This window comes from Nocardia gamkensis NBRC 108242, assembly GCF_001612985.1.
Classification (GTDB): domain Bacteria; phylum Actinomycetota; class Actinomycetes; order Mycobacteriales; family Mycobacteriaceae; genus Nocardia; species Nocardia gamkensis.
On the sequence record NZ_BDBM01000007.1, the window covers coordinates 128,809 to 155,067 of the forward strand.

The window sequence follows — 26,259 nt, forward strand, 5'->3', positions numbered from 1 at the left end:
AATGAGCTACCGCAACAAGACGTATGTCGCATTCGCGAGCGAGAATATCAGCTGCTACCGAATGATGGAAGCTTGGCGAGACAACGACCACATAGACTTCGACTTCTATGACGCCCACGATCTCTATATGTCTCTGGACACGAGCAAGCCCGAGACAATAAAAAGAAATCTCCGGCAACGAATGAAGAACGCGAAACAGGTTGTTTTGCTCGGTAGCGCGCAAGCGAAAAAGAAGGGGGGCGACGGCGTATCATTTCTCGCTCATGAGATCGACTTGATTGTCGAGTTCGAATTGCCAGTGGTTGTCGCCAACATCAAAGACACCCGTTATCGCAAGGTCGACCGCACGATAATTCCTGATCCACTGCTCGATGTCGACTACTATACCATGTCGGTAACCTTTCAACCGAGTATCATCATGTACGCCCTCGACCATTACGCGGCCGACTTCGGTAATCACACAGAGTCCGGTCCGTATAATTACAAAGATTCGGTCTATCAGTCCCTCGGTCTCTAGTGATGGCCGTAGGCTGATCAGTTAGCACAAATTGTCGGATACCTCCCTGATTTGAGCGGCAATCCGGTCGGTCTCCTCAACTGAGAGTTCGGGGACATCCCCGAACTCTGTACTTCTACCTGGCAACGTGCCTGCAACATGGAAGTGGGCATGCGGAATAGTCTGGTGTGCAGCCGTTCCATTGTTTTGCCACACGGCAATGCCAGGCCGCTCAAAAGCGTTGTCGATTGCACTGGCAACGGCTGCTACAGCATCTATGAGAGCGTGGCGCTCCGTCGCATCTAGCTCAAGTAATGTCGGAACATGGCGTACTGGTATTACAATGACGTGTCCGATTCCTCTTTGCTCACGAGTGACAAGGATCGCTATTTTTTCGGACCGGCAGAGGATAGTGAATGGGCGACGGCCACTCAGGTAATCACAAAACGCGCACCGCTCAGTCTTCGGCACATTAAGGTTCGACTCTGTCATAACTGCGCTACCGATGCGAGAAACGCTTGAAACTCCTGCATATTGATTTGACTCGCCCCTTCCTTTGTTAGCACGATCCGTAGTTCGCTTGAGAACCGCCTCCTCCGCGATCGGAGCAAGAACGAAAAGGCGATAAGCCGGATGGAAATCTCTGGCGTCAACTCGGGGATCCGCGCAAGCCCTTGACCTATCATGGGCGTGCATATTGGCGCGCCGTTTCCTCTTCGGTCGCATTCATCCCAAACCGCGTTAAGACTGTCAAGGACGCCTTGGATCGAACCGTGCGCTACGTTATGAGAATCCATATTGGTATATGCGACACAGAAATACTTCTTTCCATTGGTAGTCGACAATGTTGCAACAGTGCCGAGGGGGTATATGTCTTGCTTACCCGGCTTGAGAATGGTGCCAACAGGGCCTGCAGAGGCTGACAGTTCCGCGCCGAGCTCCCTATCGAGATTTTGAACAGAACCGCCATAGACCCTTTCCAAAAACTGACCCTGTATACTATTGCGGGATATAATCCCCCCAGTGACGTCAGTGTCGAAGGTCGACGACATTCCGATGAGAACGTTGGCGTCGTCCTGTTCGAATAGGTCGCCAATAACTAATCGGATAGACCCGTTGAACGAGTACCTCTGCGCAGGTGTTTGCGGCCTCTCAACCCAGGCGGCCCATAGTAGCGCTACCGCAGCCACGGCAATCGCGATCCACCACCTGGCCTTGAAAAATTCGGGATAAAGTAGACCAAACAGGCCGATCGTGAACGACATCAGGCCGACAGCAGCAAAGAAGCTGCGAGCGAACTGTTTCCAGAATCTCAATCGCTGAAGTTGCGCGGCATATTGCGATATCAACTGCACCACGCACCTCGCTGGTCATACCAGACGCTTTCAGTGACGATCGAACATCTCCTTGCCCAAAGTAATTAGTCGGGTCAGCGACCCTCTGCTCATCTGGATTCTAGCGCAGCGCTGCTTGACACCCGAAATCGTGTTGGGTTTTGACTGGCGTTGGTCACAGTGCGGAAATTACGGGTGATTACTCGCCGCCCTGCATCACCGCCTACCTCCACGATTGTAGAGTATCGCAAGTTTGATTTTTCGTCATGCTAACGCCGCGTAGATACATTAGATACCGACCTACCGGTCGGTAATCCTTTCGGAAAATGCAACAGTCGCGCTTCGTATTTTTGCACGACAGTGCCAGTACTGAGCAGTAAACAAGAAACGAAGGTCAGTCACAAATGCCCGGGGCATTTGGTCTGTGCCAAACTCGGAATCGTCCCGATTCGCAAGCGTGCTCGGACTTTCAAGAGAGGCAGAGGCGACAAGTGATGATCCCTGGGAACGTAGACACTTCAGATGCCACCCCGAGGAGCGACAGCGAGGCTTTCCGTTTGTTCCAGGCGGTCGGCAGGCGATTGACCTTGTTGGGTGTGTGGGTTCTAACGGTCTTGGGGTTCACCGTGATCAGTCAAGCCATAGTGGCTACGGTTCTCGTGGGACGTGTGCCATGGCTAGTAACCGGCGGACACCTAATGCTGACATCCGGTGCCACTGTCGCCCTCGCTCTCCGTCTTCCAGAGACAGTTACGCGGGTAGCGCAGGTGGAGGCAAGCCGCACCGAGGCACTCCGCGTGCTGTGCCGCTTGCTGCGCCCCAGTGGTCATGAAACGCTTGCGAGAGCCGTGACGCCGGTCAGGCGGAGGCGTGTTCAAAGACGACCTCTTGTGTAGTCGTATCGACCTGTTCACCCGCTTCATGAAAGCCAGTAAATGGCGGCAAAGTCACCGGCTGCTTCCGGCGCTGGAACCGGGCGTCTTGTTGGACGGCTCGACTACCCTCTTGTTAGAGGCGGGGCGGCTCACTCATGCGTCTCGCCAGCTTGCTGTTAAGCCGGTAACGAGTCTGGGAGTCGATGGGTGGAGGGCCAGCAGGTACAGCTGTCTACGGACTGGCTTGTAGGGGAACGGATCGGAGAAGGTGGCTTCGGGCACGTATACCTGGCGGTGGGTGACGGCTGGGAAGCAGTCATCAAGTTGGTGCCGAAGGTTCCTGGTGCACAACGGGAACTGCTCTTCGCGAACCCCGACGGTGTTCGCAATGTGATACCGATTCTCGATTCCGGCGAGCACGGTGACTACTGGGTGTTGGTGATGCCCCGGGCCGAACGCTCGCTCCGAAGCCGCCTCGCTCAGGAATCACCGCTTCCGCTGGACGAAGCAGTGACCGTGACCAGCGACGTTTGCGATGCGCTGGTAGATCTTGCCGGCAAGGTCGTGCATCGCGATCTCAAGCCCGACAACATCCTGTTCTACGACGGCGCTTGGTGTCTCGCCGACTTCGGGATCTCCCGCTATGCCGAGGCGTCAACAGCTTCGGACACGCGGAAGTACTCGAAGACGCCGCACTATGCTGCGCCAGAGCAATGGCGCAATGAGCGTGCCACGATCGCCACCGACATGTACGCGCTGGGGATCATGGCCTTCGAGATGATCGTCGGACACCGTCCGTTCCCAGGCCCCTCGTTGGAAGATTTGCGGGAGCAGCATCTCCATGGCGAGGTACCTGATCTGCCGATGGCGCCAGCGGGGCTGGCAGCGTTGATCGATGAGTGTCTGTACAAGGCCCCCGCAGCACGCCCGGCGCCAGCGAATTTCCGTCAACGGCTCGATCGGTACATTGCGAAGGCGAACGCTGCGGGTGGCGGCCTTGCGCGGCTTGAAGAAGCAAACAAGGCCGAGGTCAGGCGGCGGTCAGCTGAATCGCGCCAGCAGTCCGAAGCTATAAGCGAACGCGAACGGCGAAACGCTCTGATCACCAGCGCAACGAAGAGCTATACGCGGATTTCGACAGGGTTCCGCGACGCCATCGCCACTGTGACTTCTGCGGCTGCACTGTCCGCCTCGGCAGATGGAGGCTGGTCAGTCCGGTTCGGTGAGGCGACGTTGCGTTTTTCGGGTTTGAACCGGAACGTGGACAATGCGTGGGGCGGCTGGGTCCATCCCGTGTTCGATGTGCTGGCATGTGCCTCCATAAACCTGCGCATTCCGCCTGATCAGTCCGACTACGAAGGACGCTCACACTCCCTCTGGTTTGGAGATATCCACAACGCAGGCCAGTTCGGCTGGTTCGAATGCGCGTTCATGATCTCGCCCGTGGTCCCTATGCGGGGGCGCCAGAATCCGTTCGCGCTCGACCCTGGGGAGGAGTCGGCGCAGGCAGTAGGAGCTGGGATGGCGAAGTACCAGGTTGCGTGGCCGTTCACCCGGATCGAAGTTGACGATCTAGATGAATTGGTCGGCCACTGGGCGAATTGGTTTGCACAGGCGTACGCAGGTGCGCTGCATACGCCCTCACTCATGCCTGAACACCCAATCGACGGGAGTTGGCGGAGGCAATGACGGCCCTGCGGCGCTGTCCGCCTTTTGGTCGCACCGTCACCCCCGCCTCCCGCAGCACTTTCGCCACCGTCCGCTTGGCCATGTGGTGCTCCGCCTTGAGCTGAGCCATCGACACGCCAGCTTCGTACTTAGCCACGATCGTCGCAGTCTCCTCGGCGGTCAGGTGCTTCTTGCGGCCGACAAGCCGTGGTGGCTCGGGCGCGCTGGAGGCTGATCGCCCCCCTCGTCCCACTCGCTCAGACAGCTTGACCAGGCGTTCCAGCAGCGCGGCTTGTTTCGAGTAGTTTCCCGCAAGGTCCACTCGGGCCCTCCACCTGTTTACGCAGGTGGAGGGCTTTTTTATGCGGGCATCCGCTCGAACAGGTCGACCCATCGGCTGTGGCTTTCCACGCCTGCATAGCCGATATCGAGGCGGCGTTGTGGATGGCCGGTCACGCTGCCCACGACTGGCGCGGCCGCGCCTACTGAGTGAACTCGCCGAGGCTGCGCGGAATGGCCGAACTCGTCTCGCGTATGACTTCGTGGCGCTCGGGCCGATGCTGGCGCCGCTGATCGCCGAGAGCTACCAGCACACCGCTGCCGCGTCGGAGGCCAACCGGGTGACCGCGTGGAACATCCTTGCGTCGGTGGCGTTCGATACCGCGATCGCGTGCGGGTGCGCGGGTATGGCGCGCTGGCATGGACCGCGGCTCAGGCAGTCGAACAGGCGGCCGAGCACACCGGCGAAACCGCCGGATACGCGGCAGCGGCGTTGCGCGTAGTCAGGTATTGCTGTCTCGGCCGGGGGCGGTGTCTGCGTCGCTGGGTTGCGCCGAGTCCTCCGCCGACAAGCCGGCAACGTCGGTGGCCTCGCGCGGTGAGCTGGAAACGTACGGGATGCTTAATTCACGCCGCATCGGTGTGGTGACTGGTGAAATTGACTCGGGTGTCGTCGGCATCGAGGGCGATGTTGAGGGTGGCGTCGAGGGCGTCGGCGAGTTTGGTGAGGAGGGGGAGGGTTGGCACGGTGTCGGAGCCTTCGATGCGCGAGATTTTGGCTTGGGTCAGGCCGGCGCGTTCGGCGAGGTCGGCCTGGGTGAGGCCGAGTTCGGTGCGGCGGTCGTAGACGGCTTTGGCTAGTGCCATGGAGAGCCGGATTTCGCGGCGGGCCTCGGTGACATCTTCGGGTTCGGTGTGTCCTTCGGCGAGTTTGCGTTCCCAAAGGGTTTTCCAGCGTGCGTGGCTCATCGGTCCAGTTCTCCCTTCTCGATCGTGCGGATGAATTCTTGATGGGCCGCCTCATGTTCGGCTTGGCAGGTCTGTTGTGCGAGTTTCGCACGTTTGACCTCGGCGTCTTCTCGCATACGAGTCTTGCGGAACACCGTCAGCAGGACGGCTCGTCGTCCAGGTGCGAGCCAGTAGGTGATGCGGATGGCTGCGCCATCCAGTGTTGGGCGTAGCTCGCGGACACCGTCGCCAACATATCGGGCGCAGGGTTCGCCCAGCGACTCTGCTTGCGCGGCGAGCAGGCCGACGTATTCGTCGATCTTGAGGAAGTGTTTGGCCGGCAGCGCTTCCAGCCAGTCCCGTACCTCGGGCTCGATCTCGATGGTGAACAGTTCGCTCACGGCACCAACAGTATATGTCGTCGACGACATATGGCAAGGCGCCTGTTCGACGCCAGTTGTCCATTTGCCGGATCGTGGTTGCAGAAATCCGCACCCTCAGCGGTACTGCCAGGCCCTCGGCCGAATCGTCACTGCGGCCTCCCGTAGCACCTCGGCCACTGTTCGTTTGGCCAAGTGGTGCTCCACCTTCAACTGAGCCATGGACGCGCCTGCTTCGTACCTGGCCACGATCGCCCGAGTCTCTTGGGGCCAGTTGCTTCTTCCGGCCGTCAGACGTGCTCCTGCGGGATTGCAATGACCTGCGCAGTCCGATTCCCTCGATCCGTTTCTGCAGGTCAGCGAAGTCCTCCAATAGATCGGTCCGGTTCGAGTAAGTTCCCGCCATGTCCACAATAGGAGGCGAGTGCTCGTGGAGAGCGCTCGCCTTTTGGTGGAGCTGTGTTCTGTCGAGGTACAACCCCCACGCCCCGCCCGGCGGGCGGGCTCCGCCCCCGGACCCCCGTTTTCGGTGGTTTCGTGAGGCGCTCACCAGTCACTCACCCATTCGGCTCGCCGTAGGTTGCGGCGATGTCCTGGGAACTGCTCCACCGGCTGTAGGTGGGGGATTGTGGCCAGCCGTCGGGGGAGTCCTGCCATTCCTTCTGCCTGCCGTAGGGCAGTAGGTCGATCAGGGCGAAGGAGTGGCTGAGTTGTTCGGTGCCGCGGCCGTTGGTGTGCCAGGTGCGGTAGACGGTGTCGCCGTCGCGGAGGAATACGTTGACCGCGAACCCTGCGCCGGGCGGTGCGCCGACGTCGGCGCCGAAGGAGCTGTTCGCGGTGGAGTACCAGGCCATCTTGTTTCCGACCCGCCGCTTGTAGGCGAGTGCTTCTTGGATCGGGCCTTGGGTGACGATGACGAACCGGGCGTCGTAATTGTTCAGGAACTCCAGCCGGGTGAATTGCGAGGTGAATCCCGTGCAGCCGCCGCACTGCCACTGCTCGCCCGGAAACCACATGTGGTTGTAGACGATCAGCTGCGACATACCGCCGAAGAGGTCGGCCAGCCGGACCGGTCCCTCCTCGCCCTCGAGGGTGTAGCCGGGCATCTCGACCATCGGCAGGCGGCGGCGCTGAGCGGCGATCGCATCGAGTTCCCTGGTGGCGGCCTTCTCCCGGACGCGCAGCGCATCGAGTTCGCGCTTCCAGGTATCGGTGTCGACAACGGGTGGCAGTGCTTGCGTGCTCATAGGGTCCTCCCTGTCCGGGTTCATAGCTCGAGGGCTGTAGGTGTAGACCCCGCCCGCTCGCGGAACTCATCGGTGACCGGCTACTTACTCTCGCCTTTGCCGCCATCCCTTCGGTCATGTGATCCCCTCGACTCGAGCTGGGCCGCCTTGCCGTGCGGAAGGCGCGCGAACCATTCGCGGCTACTTCCTCGATCGGAGTCGGCTCTACCGATCCCGGTCATGATCCGGCCTGGGCATACATGCCTCGGCATGTATGCGCCCGGCATCGTTCCGGGGCGTGAAGGCAGCGAAGGTGCCGGGTTGGGTTGCGGCCGGAAAACGGCAAATCGGGGAAAACGGGCGGATTCTGTTTGGTTGCTGACTGCGGTGGAATTGCCGGGGTAATGTCCACTGAGCAGGGAAAATGGGGTGTTTGCCCCCCGGTATCTGGATGGCTGCCATGAAGCTCGAAGCCGAGATTCGCAACTTCTCCCGAGATGGGAGTGGGGGGCTTGGGAGGCTGACATGACTGCGGGAATCGCGGGTAACGGGATGCGGTCGATCCTGCGTGCCGCCTGTGTGAGCGTCGGGATAGATGCGAGCGATGCCGAACCGGTGGGGTCGCAAGGGGTCTACCGGTTGCGCGGCGGGATCGTCGTGCGGATCGGCGAGCGGGGACAGAAACTCGCGACCGGGCGGGAAGTCGCGGTCGCGCGATGGCTGGAAACCTGCGGGGTGTCCGCGGCGCGCGTCGTCGCGGACATTCCGCAGCCGGTAGTGGTCGACGGACGCCCGGTGACCTTCTGGCAGGAGCTGCCGCCGCATCACCCAGGCACGCCCGGTGAGGTCGCCAGGGCGCTGGGACAACTGCACCGGCTACCACCGCCGGGGTTCGAACTACGCCGGATGTCGCCCCTGGCCCGGGTGGAGGAGGAGATCGCCGCCGCGCACACGGTGACCGAGGACGACCGGCGCTGGCTGGGCAAACACTTGGAGGAACTGCGCGGCCGCTGGAAGGCGCTGCCGAAGGGCCTGCCGTGGTCGGTGGTCCAGGGTGGCGGCTGGGAGGACGGCGTGGTGGTCGGCGACGACGGCGACGTCATCCTGGTCGGCTTGGGGCAGGCGATGATCGGCCCGCCCGAGTGGGACCTGGTGCACACGGCGATCGAGTGCTGGACCGCGGGCGAGCTAACCGCTTCGCAGTACGCCGAATTCTGCGCCGGGTACGGCCGCGACGTGATGCGCTGGGACGGCTTCTACCTGCTGCGCGACATCCAGGAGTTCCGGATGGCGTTGCAGTCGATGCGCGCCGCCACCGTCGACCCCACCTATCAGCGGCAGGCGATGCGCCGCCTCGCTTACATCCGCGGCGACGAGGGCATGCGGCCGTGGCCCGAGTGGGCGAAACTCGAATAGTCCGCCCGCCGCGCCGCGACCCGTCATCTCTGAAACGGATGGCAGGCAGGGATCTCGGGGACGTGCCCAGGTGCGCGCCGTACCCGGCCGAGTTACCCCATCTCGGCGATCGCCGAGGCGTCCTCGGCCGGGCGCGTCGCGGTACCGGGGCCACGCCGCCGGACGGTAGCGATGGGTCGGTGATCAGCCTTGCTGAGTCGGGACGACGACGAGTTCGGCGATATTGACGTGCTGTGGTACGCCGACCGCATAGGCGATCGCGTCGGCGATGTCGCGCGGTTCCAGGATCTCGATCGCCGTGCGCCACTGCTCCAGCCCGGCGCGCTGTTGTTCGTCCTGCATCCCCGCGCCGAGTTCGGTGCCGACGAAGCCGGGTTCGATGTTCTTGACCCGCACGCCGCGCGGCCCGAATTCGGCGCGCAAGTTGCGGGTCAGGTGCGCGACCGCGGCCTTGGTGGCGGTGTAGACGGCGTAGTTGGGGAAGACCGTGTGGCCGCCGATCGAGCCGACCAGCACCAGATCCGCTTGCCCGCCCTGTTCCGCGGCCGCGAGCAGGTCGTCGATGAACGCTCTCGCGGTGTAGAGCAGGCCCGTGATGTTGGTGCCGACCATCTGGTCCCACTCGTCGGTGAGCGCGGACTCGAACGGCGCGGCGAGCATGACGCCCGCGTTCGCGACGACCAGGTCGACGGAACCGAATGCCGCCCGCACGGTGGCCGCGGCGTCTCGCATGGACTGCTGGTCGGCGACGTCGGCGACCACCGCGAGCGCGTCCCCGCCGATCTCGGCGGCGAGTTCTTCGATGCGATCCTTGCGCCTGCCCAGCAGGGCGACCTTCGCGCCGCCCCGCGCGAGCTGCCGCGCGGTCGCTGCGCCGATTCCACTGGATGCTCCGGTGACGACCGCGACGCGGCCGGTGATGTTGTTCGTCATGTCCACAACGTTGCGCGCCCGCGCGGCCGCCTGACAGGTTGCGGTCTTCCTGGTAGTCGCGGGACCACCCGGGCTCACGTCGGCTCACCTAGGCTCGGATCATGAACTCCGACAATCGACTGGGCGCTTTCCTGCGTGCGCGCCGCGAGCTGGTGCGGCCGGAGGATTTCGGGATGTCCGGTGGTGGCCAGCGGCGGGTCGCGGGACTGCGCCGGGAGGAGATCGCCCTGCTCGCGGGGGTGAGCGCCGACTATTACGTACGGCTGGAACAGGGACGCGACCGGCACCCCTCCGAACAGGTCATCACCGCGCTGGCGCGCGTGTTCGCGCTGGACGAGGAGGGCACGGCGCATCTGCGTGCGTTGGCGCGGCCGACGGCCGCCCGATCGCGGGCGCCGCGACGGCCCGAACGGGTGGCGCCGGGGCTACTGCGCCTGATGGAGGCGTGGCCGCATACGCCCGCGGTGGTGCTCGGCAGATACCTGGACGTCCTGGCGGCGAATCCGCTGGCCGCCGCCGTCAATTCGTGCTCGGTGCCGGGCGTCAATCAGGTGCGCATGGTCTTTCTCGATCCCGAGGCGCGCGATCTCTACGGTGACTGGCCGACCATCGCGGCCGATACGGTGGCCAGCCTGCGGGCGACCGCGGGTGCGGACCTGGACGATCCGCGATTGACCGAGCTGGTCGGGGAGCTTTCGCTGAAGAGCGAGGAATTCCGGCAACTGTGGGCGCGCCACGACGTCCGGGTGAAGACCGCGGGTGTCAAACACTTCCGCAACCCCATGGTCGGGGACCTCACGTTGTCCTACGAGACGCTCAGCGTCAACGGCGCGCCGGGCCAGATACTCATCGCCTACCACGCGGAACCGGGATCGCCTTCGGAGCGATCGCTGGCCCTGCTCGGCAGCTTGATCGCGAACGACGGGATTACGACCGGTGCCGAGCGCCGTGATGCCGGTGCGTCTCGGCCACAGCGCTGAGCGAGTACGGCGCGATCGGCCGAGTCAATCGTTCGTTTCGGTCCGTGCCGCCCCCGCCGACGCCGCCACCACACACCCGACGCCCGCCCACTGTCCGAGGTTCATGACCTGACCGAGGACGACCAAGCCCGCGATCGCCGCGACCGCGGGCTCCAAGCTCATCAGCACACCGAACACGCGGGGTGGAATCCGCCGCAGCGCTTCCAGCTCCACCGAGTACGGCAACACCGATGACAACATCGCGACCGCGAATCCCGCGGCGAGCACGGCGGGCTGCAACAGCGCGGCGCCCGCATCGATCACGCCGACCGGCAGCATCACCAACCCGCCGAATGCCATGGCGAGCGCCAGCCCGCCCCCGCCGCTGGTCCGTTCGCCGAGCGCGGCGCTGAGCAAGATGTAACCCGCCCAGCACGCCGCCGCGGCCAGCGCGAACATCACCCCCACCCAGTCCACGTCCCCGTCCGCACGGGTCAGCAGCAGCACCCCGGCCCCGGCCAGCACTGCCCATAGCGGGTCGATCCAGCGCCGCGATCCGGCCAGCGCGACGGTGAGCGGCCCCAGGAACTCGATGGTCACCGCCATGCCGAGGGGGATTCGGTCGATCGCCTCGTAGAACGAGAGGTTCATCAGCGCGAGCACCGCCCCGTACCCGAGCACGACCGGCAGCGCACCACGCCCCACCCGTAGCGACGAACGCCAGATCACCAGCAGGACGATCCCGGCGAAGACCAGCCTCAGCATGACCGCCCCGGCCGCTCCGGTCGCCGCGAACAGCTGCGTGGCCACTGCCGCGCCCACCTGCACGCTGACGATGCCCGCCAGCACCAGCGCCGTCGGCGGCACACCACCGAGCCCCTGCGCGGCGACCCTGCGTCGCACCGACAACGGCCTCGCGCCGCGCACCATCCGTTCGAAGTCGATCGCTACCACACCAGCACCTCCGTCGCTCCATGGGGAAGACCCTCGGGACACACAACCACGAGGGGACGACACGATCGTCAGGCGGCACGGGGGCCCGGTCGCACGCCGCCGGTGAGATGAGCGGCTGCGGTGCGGTCGTTGTCGCCCCGCGTCGGACACGACGGAACAGGCCCGTCCGAGCGAGCTACCGAGGAGCACACGCGCCGACGGATCTCGGTGCGCCGGTGCGAGCCGAATTCCGCGGTTCGCGCCCCGCCGAAGCCGCGCGGGAGTGAGGATCTAGTAATCGCGTCGGTGCGCGCGGCCGGCGTCCGTTCGACGAGGAGCGACTCACGACCGATAGGACCACCCGAATGCGAAGACGAATCGGTGCGACAGCGGTGGCGCTCGGAGCCGTCGCGGCGGTCATGATGGCCGACCCGCCCTCGGCCGGGGCCACGGTGACCCAGGTCGGGATGTATCCCGGCCTCAATTTCGGGTTGGTGACCAATTACGGGACGGGCTGCGCCTATACCGCGCGAGCCACCGTGACCGACGTCGTCGCACCGGTGGTGTTCTACGACAACGGCATTCCGTTCGGTGTGGTCCGGCCTTCCGGCGGCGTCGCGCTGATCGACTGGGTGCCCGCCACGCCGGGACCGCACACCGTCAGTGCCGTGCAGGAGCCGGACGCGCCGTATGCGGCGAGTATCGACCTCCCGGTCGGCGAAGGCATCCACCTGGGCTACGCGTGCGTCGTCCGCGGCGGTTGACGGCGACGTCCGCCGCACCGGTGATCGGCGGTCCGAGCTCGATCTCTTCGGCGGGAAGGAAATGAGCATGCGAAGCAACGGGCCGATCGTCGTCGGTGTGGACGGGTCCGCCGGGTCGGCGGTGGCGGTCGCGTGGGGAGCACAGGCCGCCGCGCAGCATCGGGCGCCGTTGCGTCTGGCGCACGTGGTGGATCCGGTCGCCGACTACGGACCTGGTGTCACCGAACCGCTCACCAGCACCGACTACGCCCGATTGGAAGGGCACGGTCGCTGGGTGCTGGACACCGCGGCCGAGGAGGCGCGCATCGCGGTCCGGGCGCTGCACGACATCGAGATCAGCACCGAGTTGGTGCACGAGCCGGTCGGTCCGGCGCTGCTCGACCGCACCGGCGGAGCGCGGATGATGGTGGTCGGCACCCGCGGTCGCGGGACCGTACAGCGTGCTCTGCTGGGATCGGTCAGTGCGGCGCTGGCGCGACGGGCGCGCTGCCCGGTGGTCGTGGTCCGGGAGGGCGCCCCGCTCACCGCGGAAGCCAGGAAGAAGCTGATCGTCGTCGGCGTAGACGGCACCGAGATCAGCGAACCCGCTATCGAAGCGGCGCTGCACGAGGCCTCGGCGCGGGGTGTGCCCCTGCTGGCCCTGCATGTGTGGACGGGCGTCGAACTGCCGTCGGTGAGCGCCGAACTCGCGGTGGATACCGAGAAGCAGATCGTGCTGGCCGAAAGCCTCGCCGGGTGGCAGGAGCGTTTTCCCGATGTCGAGATCCGGCGCGAGATCGTGACCGACCGGCCCGAGCGCAGCCTGCTGGAACGTTCCGGGCAGGCCCAGTTGCTGGTGGTCGGCAGCCGCGGTCGAGGCGGGTTCGCCGGCATGCTGTTCGGTTCGACCAGTCAGGCACTGCTGCTGTCGGTGGCGTGCCCGATCATGATCGTTCGCGACGTCTCGATGGCGGTCCGCTTCCTGCCCGACTGAGCGTCACACTCCGGTCGTCGAGCCCGGCCGCACGATCATCAGAACGGTGACCGCCACCCACAGCAGGTTGAACACTCCCGTGTCCATGGCGAGACGCCGGATCAGCGCCGGAGTGGTGCCGGTGAGGTCGGCGAGGACCTTCTGTTGCCCGGGCAGCACGAGCAGTGCGAGCACGCCCGCCGCGGCCGCGGTCAATCCGATCGACACCACCAGCCAGGTGTCGCCGAGCACGCCGAGAGCGAGCGCGGTGAGCACACCGAAGGCCGGGACCGCCACGCCGAGCAGGGCATAGACGCGGCAGATGCGATGCAGCGTGCCGAGGACGGCCGGGTCGTGCCCGGTCGCGGTGGCGGCGAGGGCGCGGCGGGTGGTGGCGGGAAACATGCTGGCCGCCACCGTCACCGGGCCGACGGCGATGATCACGGCGAGCACGTGGACCGAGAGCAGGAACTTCGTCACGGCGGTCGACACTAGCCAGGATCCGGCGCGGGCGAAATTGGCGAAAGTGCCATATATCGCTCGATTCTCGCCAAGGGCCGTGAAATGCGGATATTCGGCAGAAGCCAGTTCGGCGCATTGGCTGGAATCAGCTGGACGCCTAGACTATCGCCATGCACACCGTGGCCGTCCTCGCGCTGGACCAGGTGATCGCGTTCGATCTGGCCACGCCGGTGGAAGTGTTCGGGCGTACCTGTCTCCCCGATGGCAGGCCCGCATACCGCGTGCTGGTCTGCGCTGGCACCCCGACCGTCGACGCGGGGCTGTTCACGATGCGAGCCCCGCGCGGCCTCGATGCGCTGGGCGAAGCCGACACGATCGTGCTGCCCGGCTGCGCCGACCCGGCCCTTCCGGTGCCGGACGAGGTGCTCGAGGCGCTGCGCCGCGCCGCGGCCGCGGGCACCCGTCTCGCGTCGATCTGTTCCGGCGCCTTCATCCTGGCGGCGACCGGATTGCTGAACGGGCACCGCGCGACCACGCACTGGCTCGCCGCCGCGGACCTCGCGGCCCGTTACCCGGACATCGACGTGGACCCCGACGTGCTGTACGTGGACAACGGCTCGCTGCTCACCTCGGCGGGCGCCGCGGCCGGAATCGACCTGTGCCTGCACATGATCCGCCGGGACTACGGCTCGGCGGTCGCGGCCGACGCGGCCAGGAAGTCGGTCGTCCCGCTGGAGCGGGAAGGGGGGCAGGCGCAGTTCATCGTGCACGACCAGCCGCCGACGCCGCGCGGCTCGGCGCTGGAGCCGGTGCTGCGGTGGATCCAGGACAACTCCGCGCGGGATCTCACCCTCGACGACATCGCCGCCCAGGCCGGGATGAGCACCCGCACGCTCAACCGGCGATTCCGCGAGCACACCGGGACCACGCCCCTGCAGTGGCTGCTGCGCGCGCGAATCCGGCAGGCCCAGCATCTGCTGGAAGCCACCAGCCACCCGGTCGACCGGATCGCGGGCCAGGTCGGTTTCGGCTCGCCCACCGCGTTCCGCGACCGCTTCAAGCGGGTGGTCGGGACGAGTCCGCACAACTACCGCGCGGCATTTCACGGCTCCGATGCGAACCTGTCCGGCTAGCGCGGGGGCGTGCCGGACGGGGCGCGGCGACGGCGGCCGCGCCGACCGATGAGTTCTCGCGCGTCGTCCCGTCGGATCAAGCGACATCGCAACACCGATCCAGGAGCAACGCACATGAGGAAAATCACCGCCGGTCTGTTCATCGCCCTCGACGGCGTCATCGAGGACCCGCAGGACTGGCACTTCCCCTACTTCGACGACGCCATGGGCGCGGCGGTCGACGCCCAGCTCGGCGCCGCCGACACCCTGTTGCTCGGCCGCAAGACCTACGACAGCTTCGCGGGCGCGTGGCCGGAGCGCGAAGCGGCGGGCGGCCCGGACGCGGCGTTCGCGAAGAAATTGGGCGACGCGCGCAAGATCGTGGTTACCCGGCAGGACCTCGACTTCACCTGGCGCAACTCCGAAGTGATCGACGGCGATCTGATCGACGCGGTGACGGCGCTGAAGAACGAGCCCGGCGGCGACATCGGCATGAGCGGCTCGGTCTCGGTGGTCCGCCAACTCCTGGCCGCTGGTCTGCTCGACGAGTTGCACCTGCTGGTGCACCCGATCGCGGTCGGGAAGGGCGATCGCCTGTTCCAGGACGGCGCTGCCACGGTCCCGCTGCGCCTGCTGTCCTCGGAGACCTTCCCCACCGGCGTGCTGCATCTGGTCTACACCCGCGACGAGACCGCGTCCGACGCGTCCTACGACGACGCGAAAGCCCATCTGTCGCAGAGCGTTCAGTAGGCGTCGTCGCCGTACGGTCGGCCCGTCGTGGTGAAGCCGCTAGTGCCCCAGCGCTTTCGCGACGATGCTCCCCGTGACGGCTTTGATGAGATAGCTGGTCGAGTCGTGTGGCGACGCGCCGTTGTCGAAATGCTGTTCGGTGACCGGGATGACGGCGCTGCCGGGGTACGGCGGAAAGAACGAGGTGAGGTCGAGGTGTGCCGCCACGAGGTCGTCCTCGTCGACCAAGTTGTGCCATTCCGTCACCGATTTCGGCACGGTGCTCGGCTGGGGTCGCAGCCGGTCGTACACGACCGAGCGCAACCCGAGCGGCGAGCCCATGGTCAGCAGGGTCACCGGATGGTCGGTGCGGTGCAGCGCCTCGTAGGCCACCACGCTGCCCAGCGAGTGCGCGACGACCAGGCGGGTGTCGGGACCGACCTGATCGAGCACCTGCCGCTGGGCATATTCCCGCACATCGTCGTCGGTGAAATACCGGGCGACCTGGGACAGGGCACGGATGACGAACTTCTGCGCCAATCCGAAACCGAACGGCGCGAACCAGCGCAACCGCATCAGCGCGTTGAGCGCGGGCCGCAGTCTCGCCTGCGTTCCCTGCGCCACCGCGTCCGGCGGCGGGGGAGTGCCGAGGCGACGGGCCGTCGCCCGATCACGCTCGTCGCCCGCGTGCGCGGCGGCCGTCGCCAGCCACTCGGCGGCGAGCTGTTCCATCAGGTCGAGCTGGGCGTCGTCGGGTTCGATCCCCGCGCCCTGCGCGCCCTCGACCAGGAAACGATTGCCGTAGAAGGCCATCCGGATCGACAAGTCGCCGGGAGAACCGTTGCGCCACAAGCGGTCCGCCAGCTCCGGGGCGCCGTGGTTGCGGACGCCTCCCGCGAGTCCGGGCAACCAGCGTGCCTCCAAGGTGTCGGCCGATTCCTGTTCCTGCGCGATGCCGTGTACAAGGACGATCGTCGCCAATGTCCCCACCCCTTTCGATCCCCGGCGTCGCCGAACAGTGTCCCTCATTCCGGCCTGCTCGTCAGCACGGGTCTTCCTTCGGGGCAAAGCATCGCGCGCCGTGCGGCTGGCCGCCACCGCCTGGCGGGCCCGGACCGTGGTGGAACCGGGGAATTTCGGAGAATTCGCCAGATTGTCGGCCGCCGTGCCGCAGCTGGCGTGGCGCAGTGCGATCCGTCGGGTGCGCGTACGCGGGAAGATGCTCAGGCGTCCCGCCACTTGATCGAGCAACCCATGCTCGGCCGGTGCGGTTCGGGGACGGGCCCGCCTGCCAGCACGGCTTCGACGGCCGTGCGCAAGTCGTTCCCGGTCAGCGGTTTCCCGTTTCCGGGCGTCGATTCGTCGAAGGCGCCGCGGTAGGCGAGCCGGAGGTTCGCGTCGTAGAGGAAGAAGTCGGGAGTGCACGCGGCGCGGAAGGCCCGGCCCACGTGCTGCTGCTCGTCGACGAGATAGGGGAAGGTCCAGCCCGCGCGGATCGCTTGGTCGCGCAGCCGCAGCGGTGCGTCGTCCGGGTAGGCGGACGCGTCGTTGGTGCAGATCGCCACGGTGGGCATGGACGGCAGGGAATCGACCAATTCGCCGAGCGCCGCCTCGATGTGCTTGACGTAGGGGCAGTGGTTACACGCGAAGACGACCAGCAGTCCGGGGCCGTCCGCGAAATCGTCCCGGGAGTAGATCCGCTGGTCGAGGTCGGGAAGTGAGAAGTCGGGTAGCGCTGTGCCGATGGGGACCATGTGTGAGGTATGCGCCATGGTGTGCCTTCCGTCGGGATCGCAGAGGACAGCGGGAGCCTAACCCCGTGTCGTCCGATTCGTCGGAAATACGCCGCTGGGCCGTCAGTCGGCGTGGCGGCCGTCCGAACCGGCCAGATCGGACGGATCGGTGTTCGCTCCGCACAGCACCACGCATACGCGTTGGCCCGGACGAGGCCGGAACGCGGGCTCGTCGCCGAGGATCGCCGCCGCGGCGGTCGCCGCACCGTGCTCGACGGCGATGCGGCGCTCCTCCCACAGCTCGCGGCGCGCTGCGACGATCGCGGCGTCCTCCACGAGCACCGACGCCACGTCGTAGTGCCGCGCAGCCGCCAGCGCCAGTTCAGAAGCCCGCCGGGCACCGAGCGAGTCGGCGGCCACCGAGTCGACCTCCACGTCGACGACCTTCCCGGCCGCGATCGCGGCATGCAGCGCGCGGCAACGGGCCGGCTCCGCGGCGACGGTCCGGACACCGTAGTGATCGGCGGCGGTGGCCACACCCGAGAACAGCCCGCCGCCGCCGACGGCGACCACGACGGCCCCGAGATCCGAGATCCGCTCGCGGATCTCCGTCATCAGCGTGCCCGCGCCTGCGGCGATGAGCGGGTGGTCGTAGGCATGGGAGAGCAGGGCGCCGGTGGTGTCGGCGAATTCGCGACTGGCCGCGAGCGCGTCGGCGTATTGCGTCCCCACCAGACGGACGTCCGCGCCGTAGGAGTCGAGCCGGTCCACCTTGACCCGCGGGGCGGTGGTCGGCAGGAACACCGTGGCCGGAATCCCCTGACTGCGGGCCGCCCACGCACAGGCGAGTCCGGCGTTGCCGCCCGAGGCGATCGTCACGCCCGCCCGTGGGAGCGTGCCGTTCTCGCGATGCGCGAGCAAGAAGTTGAGCGCACCGCGGGCCTTGAAGCTCCCGGTGTGCTGGAGGAACTCCAGTGCGAACCACAGTTCGCCCGCCTGGTCGGCCTGCGCCACCACCACCGGCCTGACCAGTCCGCTCACCCGTTGGGCGGCGGCCTTCACGTCGCTGTGGGTCAGTTCCACGTGGCTCCTCGGGACACGGTCGGGCGCCGCCGCTCAGTACTCGCGGCGATGCGGGACGAACTCCAGGGTGAGCAGGGCGGCGGCCGCGATCACCACCTCCCGCCAGCGGACCAGGACGTAGCGCTGATGCGACAGCGCATGGAACTTCCGCAGGAAGCGGTAGAGCGATTCCAGCCGGATCAGCGGATCGGCCAGGTGTGCCAGCACATAGAACAGGGTGGCCGTGCGCGATTTGTCCTTTTCGGCGAACAGTTCCGGGAACGGCGCGAAGGCCAGGGAGATCCGCTGGATGTCATGCGCCGCGGCGTAGTCGACCAAGTCGACGATCATGCGTTCATCCAGTCCGTTGGGCGCGTCCTTGCGCCGCCACGGGACGTCCAGGCTCAGTTCCCGCCCACGCCCGGAAATGCCGTAGCGCTGGAAGCCGACGGGACTGCCGTCCGCGTCGTTGGCGATGACCACCAGCATGTTCGGATTCCGCCCGTCGAGCAGATGGTCCAGGATCATCGAGAAGCCACGGGTCTGCCTGCCGCGGCGCCATTCGTCGACGATGGCCAGCAGTTCCTCGCGCCGCTCAGGGGTGAGGGCGGACTCGTACACCACCTCGGTGGTGACGCCGAAATTCCTGGTGCGGCTCACGGCTTGGCGCAGGTTGCGGTACTTGCGTCCGACGAGGTTGAACCGCTCCACGTCGATCGCCACGTCGCGGCCGATCGGCACCGCGCGCAGCCCGCGATGCTCCAGTGCCCACACCTGCCATAGTTCGGCCAGTTCCGGGCTCGCGCCCAGCACGGCGACGCGCCAGCCATGGTTGACCGCGAAGTCGGAGAACGCCGCGACCAGTTCGGGGAATGCCGCGCGATCGCCGATCGGGTCGCCCGCGACGACGGCGATGCCGAAGCGGGTGCGGTAGCCGATGGCGGCGGTCGAGGACGTGTTGAAGAAATAGGCTTTGGACGAGTGCAGGGCGAAGGGGGCCAGCGGGTCGCCCTCGGTGCGGCCGACCAGTTCGGCCACCCGATACACCTCGCCTGGCTGCGGTCTACCGGTGCGCGGCAGCACTACGACGAATCCGGTGGCCGCCAGCAGGACGAATCCGGCGTCGGCGTGCTCGGCGCGGTAGGCGAGATGCGCGACGGCGAGCACCAGCACCGCGGCGGTGACGTGCGGAAGCGTGATCGGCCTGCGCAGGTGCAGTCCGCGTGCGACGAACACCCCGGACAGCGCGACCCCGACGAACCACCCGTGATCGGCGCCCTCTTGCGAGGTCGTGTTCGACTCGTAGGCCAGGATCACCGCGATCAACAGCGCCGTCGTGATCAGTGCGGCGCGCGTGCCGGGAGTGGTGGTGAAGGCGGCTGCCCGGTAGCCGCCGAGTGTGGTGGCGCGCAGCGTGCGCGAGCTGGAGGTTCCCTGACCGTCAGGCACGATCGGGCTCCGCCCTACCCTCGTGCTCCGCTACCCACGACAGCTTCGCCATGGTGGTCCTCCACATGATCGCCTACCGAACACACTATGCGGCCCCCCTGGTCCAGGGGAAACACCTTTTCGAAACCAGCCGGTAGGCGGCACGAACCAAGGCATCACAGACCAACGGCGCCCCACGGCAAACATCGGATGAATCTTGTTTATTCCTGGAAGGGTTTCGCGGCGATGTCCGTCGCGCGGTGACGCGGGCGGCCGGCTCGTCGCCGCGACGATCCGGCCGCCGAAGATCGCCGCGGTCGGGCGTGCGAGCGGTCCGCCCATGCGGTAGCCGATCGCGGCCAGTGGTGCGAGTGCGACGAACTTCGAGCGCGTCCCTCGGATGCGCGCCGATTGCCCGAATGGCGTCATAGGCTCGTGTCGGAGAATCGGAAATTCAACTCTATTTCCTTCTCCGCCGGGCGATTTCGGACATTTGCGAGCGAATTGCCGATTTATCGGCGTGTATCCGAGCTTTTCCTCTTTCTCGTTGTCATGCTCAGTGCCTGGCTGCTCCGAACCAACCGCCTGATGAGTGGGCGCGACGAGAGGTCCGACTGTGAAACTGAGCTGGATGGTGATTCCCACGCTGGTCGCCGCCGCTGTGTCCGGATGTTCCGACGACACTTCGGCGAGTGAGGCGGCGACCGCGACGAGTACCGTCGCCGCCCCGAGCGTTCCGGCGACGACGACCGGGGCGCGCGACGAGGAAGTGGCAGACAGCGGTATCCGGATATTGCTGGGCGAATCGAAGAAAGTTCCGGTGCCCCCCGATGTGGTGCTCGATATTCGCGCGCCTGTCGCATGGGGGCAGGCTGCCAACGGTATTCGCTGCACGGTGACCGACAGTTCCGGGCGGAATGAAGATCTGCGCTCGTCGGACGCGAAGAAGACGGAGGCGTTCGGCGGGACGGAGTGGGTGACGGTGTGGACGTTCTCCTCCGTGCCGAACAGCGACGTCACCGTAGGTTGCCGGGACCCGGAATCGAAGATCGCCGCGGACCATCGTGAGCCGTACCTGCGGGTCGTGCCGCGCGTGATCGTCCCGATCGCTGCGCCGCAGCGCTGATCCCGCGGCCGTCCGCTCAGGCGGCGCGCACGGCGACCGGCCGGTAGACCCGGGACGCCAGGGTCTGGAGCACCATCAGGCGGGTCAGCTGGTTGCGCAACCAGATGTGGCCGCCCGTGGCCGGAATCAGCATGGAACTGCTCGCCCGTACCGAGCGCTGTGCCCGCAGTACCGTGGGCCGCAGGGTTTGTTCATAGCGGTGGAAGGCGATCCGATGGTCGCCGCCCGCGGCGGCGAGTTCCGTCGCGAGCAGGTGTGCGCCTTCGATGGCCAGCGCCGCGCCCGCGCCGGATAGCAGGGTCGCGCAGTACCCGGCGTCACCGACCAGGGCGACCCGTCCGCTCGACCAGGCAGGCAGGCGGACCTGGCTCACCGCGTCGAAGTAGAAGCCGTCGTCGGCGGTGGCCTGCTCGAGCAACGCGGGCACCTGCCAGGCTCGGTCGTCGAAATACGCGCTCAGCAGGGCTTTCTGGGCGTTCTCGTCGCGGTGGTCGACATCCAGCACGCGAGCCTCCCGGAAGGCGAAGAACGCCGTGGCGCCGTCGTGCGCCCCCGATCGGTAGACGCCCGCCACCTTACCCGGCGTGTTGTAGAGGGTCACCGCGTGCGGGCGTCCGAGACCGGCGTCGACGCGGGCGGTGGCGAAGTACACGCCGAGGTGATGCAGCGCGTCGGCCTCCGGCGTTACGGCCAGATTCCTGGTCCGCGAATGCAATCCGTCGGCGCCGATGACCAGGTCGAACTCGGCCTGCTTGCCGCTGTCGAAGGTCACCTCAACGGCGTCCGGGCGCTGGGTGATCGCGGCGATCGAATCGCCGAAGGTGAACTCGACGTCGTCGGCGGTCGCCTCGTACAGCACCTGGGCCAGGTCGCCGCGCATGATCTCGATGTCACCGTCGGCGTTGAAGATACGCGTACTCATCCCGGCGACGCGGCGATCGGCCGCGTCGACGAACGTCAGCTCGCGGATGTCGGTGGCCCGTTCGCGCAACGTCGGCAGTACGCCCATCCGCTCCGCGATCCGTACCGAGGACCCCCGGATGTCGACGCCGTTGCCACCAGGGCGCAGTGCCGGGCTGCGCTCGACCACGGTGGGCCGGAAGCCGTTGCGCACCAGCCAGTACGCGAGCGTCGGTCCGGCGATGCTCGCGCCGGAGATGAGGATGCGGGGATCGTGCGCCATGAGTGCCTCCGTTGTATCGACTGACCGTTGGTCAGTCATGAATGTAAGACACTGACCATCGGTCAGTCAACGGGTAGGATCCGAGGCGTGAGCGACGAGACGACCACCCGCGCGCGCATCCTCGAGGTGGCCATGGACCTGTTCGGGACGCATGGTTATCACCGCACCTCGGTGCGCGCGATCGCCGAGCAACTGGGCATTTCCAAGGCGGGTGTGCTCTATCACTATCCGAGCAAGTACGACATCCTCGCGGGCTTGGCGGAGCCGTTCCTCGCGGCGATGGAGCGCACCGTCGCCGAGGCGGGCGATCCCGATCCGTGCGAGGCGCGCCGCCGGGTGGTCGAAGGGTTGCTCGATGTCTTCCTCGCCCATCGCTACCTGCTGCGGCTCAACGTCCGCGATCTGGCGCTGGCCGCTCCCGGTAGCATCTTCGAGCGGTTCAGCAAGGTCATGATGCAGGCGAACATCCTGGTCGCGGGCCCGGACGCCAGCTTCGCCGAGCGCGTTCGCGCCACCCAGGCGGTGGCGGGGCTCAGCGATCCGGTGGTGTTGTACGCCGAGGCTCCGGTCGACCAGTTGCGTTCGGAGGTGCTGGAAGGGGTGCGTCTGTTGTTGGCGCCCGCGGACCGGACGCCGCCCGCGGCCGCGTCCAGGGGGCGGCCGATGGCACTGAGCCCGCAGCAGGTCGAACTCGCGCGGCGGCGGCACGACGCGGAGGGGCGTGGCGTCGCCGAAATTGCCAGGGAACTCGGTGTCTCGCGGGCGACGCTCTACCGCTATCTCAAATAACGGCGTATTTTGAGACAATATTTTTGAGACGCCGCGCGCGCGTGGTCGGTGGTCCGGAGGGTAGCGTCGGTGTCATGAACGATGCCGCCTACCGCGAGCGGCCGGCGCGGTACGAGGGCGCCGTGCTGTGGATCAAGACCGTCGATGGCGGTGGCACGGCGCTGCCGGTGCTGCCCGACGGCTGCATGGATCTGATCTGGATGGACGGCCGGTTGGTCGTCGCGGGGCCCGACACCCGCGCCCACCACCCCGGTGGGATCCCGGGTGATCGGTACGTCGGCATCCGGTTCTTTCCGGGTACCGCACCCGCGTGGCTGGGCGTTCCGGCGCGCGAGTTGCGCAACCGGCGGGTCGAATTGGCTCAGCTGTGGCCATCGGCTGTGGTCCGGCCGCTGGTCGATCGGATCGCGGCCGCCGACGATCGGGCGGCAGCGCTGGAACGCCTCGTGCAGTGGCGCGCGGCCGAGACCGAGCCGGCCGATCCGCTCATCCGGAAGGTGGTCGGCGCGCTCGACGCCGGATGGCCGGTGGCGGCGGTCGCCGACGCGGCCGGACTGGGGGAACGGACCTTGCACCGCCGTTCCCTGGACGCCTTCGGCTACGGTCCGAAAACCCTCGCGAGGGTGTTGCGTCTGCAACGCGCGCTGGCGGTGGCGCGCAGCGGCGTGCCGCTCGCCGACACCGCGATGCGGGCCGGATTCGCCGACCAAGCGCACCTCTCCCGCGAGGTGCGCGCGCTGGCGGGAATTCCGTTGGGCGGCCTTCTCGTCGAGTCGTGACCACGTCGACGCGCGCAGGCTGGTCGCTGTCCCGGGATGCATCGGACCGGTCGAGACGGCGTACGCGGCGGATTTCGCCGGGAAGCGTGTCCGGCTCCGTCTCGCGCCGGGCGGGCGGATGTGGCTCAGCTGCTCGCGGCCGGAAGAGCGGCGTACAGGTCGACGCCGTTGCCATCCGGATCCTGCACCACCGCGTAGCGCTGCCCCCAGAACGCGTCCCACGGTTTCAGCTCGCCGTGATACCCGGCATCCACGAGTTCGGCGTACACGGCGTCGACCTCCGTGGGATCGGCGCAGCGAAAAGCGACTGCGAGACGGCCAGCGCCGGTCGGGGGCCGCCAGCCGGTGTGGAACGACTCGATGACGGCTTCGGTGTCCAGTGTGAGCCGCATGCCGTTGGGCAGCGCCGCCTCGGCATGCCCTTCCTGCTCGGATCCCTCCGGGAAGGCGAGCCCGAGGCGGCGGTAGAAGGCCACCGAGGCGGCCATATCGCTGACGACGATGCCGATGACGTCGAGTTGTGGTGTCATACCGGCAGCGTAGGCAGCGGCGTGCGGACGCGTCTTGAACGAATCGGACAGCGCCTAGCGTGCGGGCGCGGGGACCAATTCGGCGATCAGGTTCTCCACCAGGATGCGGATGTGGTCGCGGATGGTGCGCACCACGTCGAGGGACTGGTCCGCGGGGTCCGGCAGCATCCAGTCGCGGTAGCTGATGCCGGGGAAGAACGGGCAGGCGTCGCCCGCGCCCATGGTGACCACCACATCGGAGATGCCGATCGCGTCCATCGTGAGCGGCTTGGGGGCGTGGCCGGAGATGTCGATGCCGATCTCGGCCATGGCGTCCACCACCGTGGCGTTCAGGGCATCGGCCGGCGCGCTGCCCGCCGATCGCACGTCGAACCGGTCACCCGCGAGGGCGGTGAGGAACCCGGCAGCCATCTGCGAGCGGCCCGCGTTGTGCTCGCAGACGAACAGCACACTGGGCTTGTGGGACATGGGAACGCCTTTCGAGGTGCAAGGTGGAGCATAAGTGTGCTGGCCGTCCGGCCGCGGTGAACCGAAACGCTTTCCTAGCGTACGAGATACGTATACCAGCGCGCCGCGAAGCGTTACGGCGCGACGTGCTCTCGCGGGTGGGCGCGTACGGTGACCGCAGGTCACAGGCCCGAATCCGTTATCACGCAGCTTTTGCGGCGCCTCGGGTCGCCGTTCGCGCCGCCAACACGCGTACCCCGGTCGACGAGGGTCGACCGGGGTACGGGCAGTGTCGGCGAATGGGATCGGGTCGCCCCGGCCCACCGACCGTGGTCACCCGGAAGCGGTTTGCCGGGAACGGGTCAGATCGGACGCAGGTCGATCATCTTGCGCAGCCGCTGCCGGTCGCGTTCCAGGCGGCGTGCTTCGTAGGCGATCGGGAAGTAGCGCAGGCGCTCCGGCAGCAGCGGGACCAGTCGCGCGATCAGCCAGCCGAGCACGCGCAGCTTGCGTTCGTCGGCCGCGGTCCAGGTCAGCCCGAGCTTGCGCCGCGCGACCTCGGGCGTGGTGCCGACCGTCACGAAGTACTGGAGCCAGCCGATCGGCGCCACCGCCGCCTTCCAGGCGGGACGCAGCGCGCGCGGCAGCTGCTTCGGCGGAGCGACGGAGCGGATCACCCGCAGGTAGTCGCGCGCGGTGTCGGTGGCGACCAGGTGGTTGGCGACGGTGTCTTCGAAGAACTTCTCGAACTCGGTGTAGTTCGCGGGGATCTCCTTGGGCGCCACCGAGAAATTGCGCAACAGCTGCAACGTCTCCTGGAAGTACGCCTCTTTGTCCGCCGCGGTGAGCGGGCGCTTGGCGAAGTACTTGGCGCTCTCGGTGAAGGCGAAGGTTCCGGTGTGCAGCACCCAGGCCCACGGGGCGCTGGACAGCGCGGTGTGCCGGACGCCGTTGGCGTCGGTCGTGTTCAGCGACGCGTGCAGTTCGCGCAGGCGGTCGGCCTCGGCCAGCGCTTCCTCGCCGCCGTAGACCCACATCATCACCGACGCCAGGCTGCGCATCGCGCGACCCATGGGATCGGTGCGGAAGGTGGAGTACTCGTCCACCACCGCGGAGATGGTCGGCTCCATGGTTTGCAGCAGGAAGGCAGAGCCCGCCGTGAGGGAGAAGGTGACAAGGCCGGTCTGCTCCCACATCTGTGTCCCCGGTTCGATCGGGCGGCGGGGCGGCAGCGTTCGCGCGCCGGTGGATTCGCGTGCGACGGACGCGGTCATCGTGATCTCCCTTGATCGGCCGAACTCAATACAATGAGATGATAACCCTACAAGTCTCTCATCGTCTATCCATGATCGGCGATCTCGGCGCTGCCCTTAGGCTGTGCGGATATGACGACCGAGTGGCGCGGTCGTGACGGCCGCATCCTCGAGTCGGCCACCGTGATGTTCGGGCAGCAGCTGGACCGCCGCACCATGACCAAGGCCGCGCTCGCCGCGCAGACGAGCGACGTCTTCCTGGCGATCGGCGCGTCGTTGCAGGTCGAGCCCGCCGCGTCGATGTGCTCCGTCGCGGTGGAGAACGGCGCGGATCTGGTCATCGTGAACGCCGAGCCGACGCCCTACGACGACCTGGCCACCGAGATCATCCGCGAACCCATCGGCACGGCCGTGCCCCGCCTGGTCGCGGAGATTCTCGCCGCGTGACCGCGGCGGCGTTGGG

At 66.7% G+C, this 26,259-nt stretch carries 29 protein-coding genes; 12 read left to right on the plus strand and 17 right to left on the minus strand.

The genetic code is table 11. The features are described from left to right. Window position 1 precedes the first annotated feature (1 nt). A complete protein-coding gene (locus NG1_RS08265; protein WP_062969459.1) occupies window positions 2-517 on the plus strand; it encodes a TIR domain-containing protein in 516 nt (171 codons plus the stop codon). A gap of 21 nt (window positions 518-538) precedes the next feature. Here NG1_RS08265 and NG1_RS35305 read toward each other — a convergent pair whose 3' ends face one another. Next, the gene (locus NG1_RS35305) at window positions 539-988 is read right to left on the minus strand and encodes an HIT family protein (protein ID WP_084498780.1); all 450 of its coding nucleotides are present in this window, start codon (window positions 986-988) and stop codon (window positions 539-541) included. Beyond that, a complete protein-coding gene (locus NG1_RS08270; protein WP_210750388.1) occupies window positions 985-1,851 on the minus strand; it encodes a macro domain-containing protein in 867 nt (288 codons plus the stop codon). Before NG1_RS08270 ends, NG1_RS35305 begins: the two co-directional genes overlap by 4 nt. Window positions 1,852-2,912: 1,061 nt before the next feature. Here NG1_RS08270 and NG1_RS08275 point away from each other — a divergent pair. After that, on the plus strand, window positions 2,913-4,394 hold the full coding sequence (locus NG1_RS08275; protein ID WP_063910291.1) for a serine/threonine-protein kinase: 1,482 nt from the start codon (window positions 2,913-2,915) through the stop codon (window positions 4,392-4,394). On the opposite strand, the gene NG1_RS36505 is transcribed toward NG1_RS08275, so the two are convergent. The 4 genes from NG1_RS36505 to NG1_RS08295 all read right to left on the minus strand — a co-directional run bounded on the left by NG1_RS36505 (window position 4,351) and on the right by NG1_RS08295 (window position 7,227). Then, window positions 4,351-4,695 carry a helix-turn-helix domain-containing protein gene (locus NG1_RS36505; RefSeq protein ID WP_157113926.1) on the minus strand — a complete coding sequence of 115 codons (345 nt, stop codon included), beginning with the start codon at window positions 4,693-4,695 and terminating at the stop codon, window positions 4,351-4,353. The two genes, NG1_RS08275 and NG1_RS36505, sit on opposite strands and share 44 nt — an antisense overlap. 584 nt (window positions 4,696-5,279) lie before the next feature. Then, window positions 5,280-5,621, minus strand: a complete 342-nt coding sequence (locus NG1_RS08285; protein WP_062969461.1) for a helix-turn-helix domain-containing protein — start codon at window positions 5,619-5,621, stop codon at window positions 5,280-5,282. Beyond that, window positions 5,618-6,001 (minus strand): type II toxin-antitoxin system RelE/ParE family toxin, encoded by a 384-nt coding sequence (locus NG1_RS08290; protein WP_062969462.1) that lies wholly within the window; start codon window positions 5,999-6,001, stop codon window positions 5,618-5,620. The genes NG1_RS08285 and NG1_RS08290 overlap by 4 nt, the downstream gene beginning before the upstream one ends. 536 nt (window positions 6,002-6,537) lie before the next feature. After that, entirely contained in the window at window positions 6,538-7,227 is a 690-nt protein-coding gene (locus NG1_RS08295; RefSeq protein ID WP_062969463.1) for a DUF899 domain-containing protein, read from the minus strand. 504 nt (window positions 7,228-7,731) lie between these two features. On the opposite strand from NG1_RS08295, the gene NG1_RS08300 reads away from it, so the two are divergent. After that, window positions 7,732-8,622, plus strand: coding sequence for a phosphotransferase (locus tag NG1_RS08300; protein ID WP_063910292.1), 891 nt, complete (start codon window positions 7,732-7,734; stop codon window positions 8,620-8,622). 183 nt (window positions 8,623-8,805) lie between these two features. On the opposite strand, the gene NG1_RS08305 is transcribed toward NG1_RS08300, so the two are convergent. Further along, window positions 8,806-9,555, minus strand: coding sequence for an SDR family oxidoreductase (locus tag NG1_RS08305; RefSeq protein ID WP_062969597.1), 750 nt, complete (start codon window positions 9,553-9,555; stop codon window positions 8,806-8,808). A 101-nt stretch (window positions 9,556-9,656) separates the two neighbouring features. Here NG1_RS08305 and NG1_RS08310 point away from each other — a divergent pair, with 101 nt between their 5' ends. Then, on the plus strand, window positions 9,657-10,535 hold the full coding sequence (locus NG1_RS08310; RefSeq protein ID WP_062969465.1) for a helix-turn-helix transcriptional regulator: 879 nt from the start codon (window positions 9,657-9,659) through the stop codon (window positions 10,533-10,535). A gap of 24 nt (window positions 10,536-10,559) precedes the next feature. On the opposite strand, the gene NG1_RS08315 is transcribed toward NG1_RS08310, so the two are convergent. Next, window positions 10,560-11,468, minus strand: a complete 909-nt coding sequence (locus NG1_RS08315; RefSeq protein ID WP_245659833.1) for an EamA family transporter — start codon at window positions 11,466-11,468, stop codon at window positions 10,560-10,562. A gap of 344 nt (window positions 11,469-11,812) precedes the next feature. Between NG1_RS08315 and NG1_RS08320 the strand changes: the two genes are divergently transcribed. Beyond that, complete coding sequence (locus NG1_RS08320) at window positions 11,813-12,211, plus strand: Ig-like domain-containing protein (protein WP_157113927.1); 399 nt, start codon at window positions 11,813-11,815, stop codon at window positions 12,209-12,211. A 67-nt stretch (window positions 12,212-12,278) separates the two neighbouring features. Further along, window positions 12,279-13,184, plus strand: coding sequence for a universal stress protein (locus NG1_RS08325; RefSeq protein WP_063910299.1), 906 nt, complete (start codon window positions 12,279-12,281; stop codon window positions 13,182-13,184). Between the two features lie 3 nt (window positions 13,185-13,187). Here NG1_RS08325 and NG1_RS08330 read toward each other — a convergent pair whose 3' ends face one another. After that, on the minus strand, window positions 13,188-13,643 hold the full coding sequence (locus NG1_RS08330) for a hypothetical protein (protein WP_062969599.1): 456 nt from the start codon (window positions 13,641-13,643) through the stop codon (window positions 13,188-13,190). A 152-nt stretch (window positions 13,644-13,795) separates the two neighbouring features. Here NG1_RS08330 and NG1_RS08335 point away from each other — a divergent pair, with 152 nt between their 5' ends. Next, on the plus strand, window positions 13,796-14,758 hold the full coding sequence (locus NG1_RS08335) for a GlxA family transcriptional regulator (RefSeq protein WP_062969468.1): 963 nt from the start codon (window positions 13,796-13,798) through the stop codon (window positions 14,756-14,758). A gap of 114 nt (window positions 14,759-14,872) precedes the next feature. Continuing rightward, window positions 14,873-15,487, plus strand: a complete 615-nt coding sequence (locus NG1_RS08340) for a dihydrofolate reductase family protein (protein ID WP_062969469.1) — start codon at window positions 14,873-14,875, stop codon at window positions 15,485-15,487. Between the two features lie 39 nt (window positions 15,488-15,526). On the opposite strand, the gene NG1_RS08345 is transcribed toward NG1_RS08340, so the two are convergent. The 4 genes from NG1_RS08345 to NG1_RS08360 all read right to left on the minus strand — a co-directional run bounded on the left by NG1_RS08345 (window position 15,527) and on the right by NG1_RS08360 (window position 19,710). After that, a complete protein-coding gene (locus NG1_RS08345) occupies window positions 15,527-16,456 on the minus strand; it encodes a hypothetical protein (RefSeq protein WP_084498783.1) in 930 nt (309 codons plus the stop codon). A 233-nt stretch (window positions 16,457-16,689) separates the two neighbouring features. Then, a complete protein-coding gene (locus tag NG1_RS08350) occupies window positions 16,690-17,238 on the minus strand; it encodes a thioredoxin family protein (protein WP_040868841.1) in 549 nt (182 codons plus the stop codon). A gap of 84 nt (window positions 17,239-17,322) precedes the next feature. Next, window positions 17,323-18,282, minus strand: a complete 960-nt coding sequence (locus NG1_RS08355) for a threonine/serine dehydratase (RefSeq protein WP_062969471.1) — start codon at window positions 18,280-18,282, stop codon at window positions 17,323-17,325. Window positions 18,283-18,315: 33 nt separating this feature from the next. Next, window positions 18,316-19,710 carry a bifunctional lysylphosphatidylglycerol flippase/synthetase MprF gene (locus NG1_RS08360; RefSeq protein ID WP_245659834.1) on the minus strand — a complete coding sequence of 465 codons (1,395 nt, stop codon included), beginning with the start codon at window positions 19,708-19,710 and terminating at the stop codon, window positions 18,316-18,318. 610 nt (window positions 19,711-20,320) lie between these two features. Between NG1_RS08360 and NG1_RS08365 the strand changes: the two genes are divergently transcribed. After that, window positions 20,321-20,815 carry a hypothetical protein gene (locus tag NG1_RS08365; RefSeq protein WP_169812343.1) on the plus strand — a complete coding sequence of 165 codons (495 nt, stop codon included), beginning with the start codon at window positions 20,321-20,323 and terminating at the stop codon, window positions 20,813-20,815. 16 nt (window positions 20,816-20,831) lie between these two features. Here the strand turns inward: NG1_RS08365 and NG1_RS08370 are convergent, their stop codons facing one another. Further along, a complete protein-coding gene (locus NG1_RS08370) occupies window positions 20,832-21,998 on the minus strand; it encodes an FAD-dependent monooxygenase (RefSeq protein ID WP_062969473.1) in 1,167 nt (388 codons plus the stop codon). 87 nt (window positions 21,999-22,085) lie between these two features. Between NG1_RS08370 and NG1_RS08375 the strand changes: the two genes are divergently transcribed. Continuing rightward, on the plus strand, window positions 22,086-22,787 hold the full coding sequence (locus NG1_RS08375; protein ID WP_062969474.1) for a TetR family transcriptional regulator: 702 nt from the start codon (window positions 22,086-22,088) through the stop codon (window positions 22,785-22,787). Between the two features lie 74 nt (window positions 22,788-22,861). Next, a complete protein-coding gene (locus NG1_RS08380; RefSeq protein WP_062969475.1) occupies window positions 22,862-23,566 on the plus strand; it encodes a helix-turn-helix transcriptional regulator in 705 nt (234 codons plus the stop codon). Between the two features lie 125 nt (window positions 23,567-23,691). Here the strand turns inward: NG1_RS08380 and NG1_RS08385 are convergent, their stop codons facing one another. The 3 genes from NG1_RS08385 to NG1_RS08395 all read right to left on the minus strand — a co-directional run bounded on the left by NG1_RS08385 (window position 23,692) and on the right by NG1_RS08395 (window position 25,817). Beyond that, on the minus strand, window positions 23,692-24,096 hold the full coding sequence (locus NG1_RS08385; RefSeq protein WP_062969476.1) for a VOC family protein: 405 nt from the start codon (window positions 24,094-24,096) through the stop codon (window positions 23,692-23,694). A 54-nt stretch (window positions 24,097-24,150) separates the two neighbouring features. Continuing rightward, window positions 24,151-24,564: an arsenate reductase ArsC gene (locus NG1_RS08390; RefSeq protein WP_062969477.1), complete on the minus strand. Its 414-nt coding sequence runs from the start codon at window positions 24,562-24,564 to the stop codon at window positions 24,151-24,153. A 341-nt stretch (window positions 24,565-24,905) separates the two neighbouring features. Beyond that, window positions 24,906-25,817, minus strand: a complete 912-nt coding sequence (locus NG1_RS08395) for an oxygenase MpaB family protein (protein WP_062969478.1) — start codon at window positions 25,815-25,817, stop codon at window positions 24,906-24,908. Between the two features lie 111 nt (window positions 25,818-25,928). On the opposite strand from NG1_RS08395, the gene NG1_RS08400 reads away from it, so the two are divergent. Continuing rightward, entirely contained in the window at window positions 25,929-26,243 is a 315-nt protein-coding gene (locus NG1_RS08400; RefSeq protein WP_245659835.1) for an SIR2 family NAD-dependent protein deacylase, read from the plus strand. Window positions 26,244-26,259: the final 16 nt, after the last annotated feature.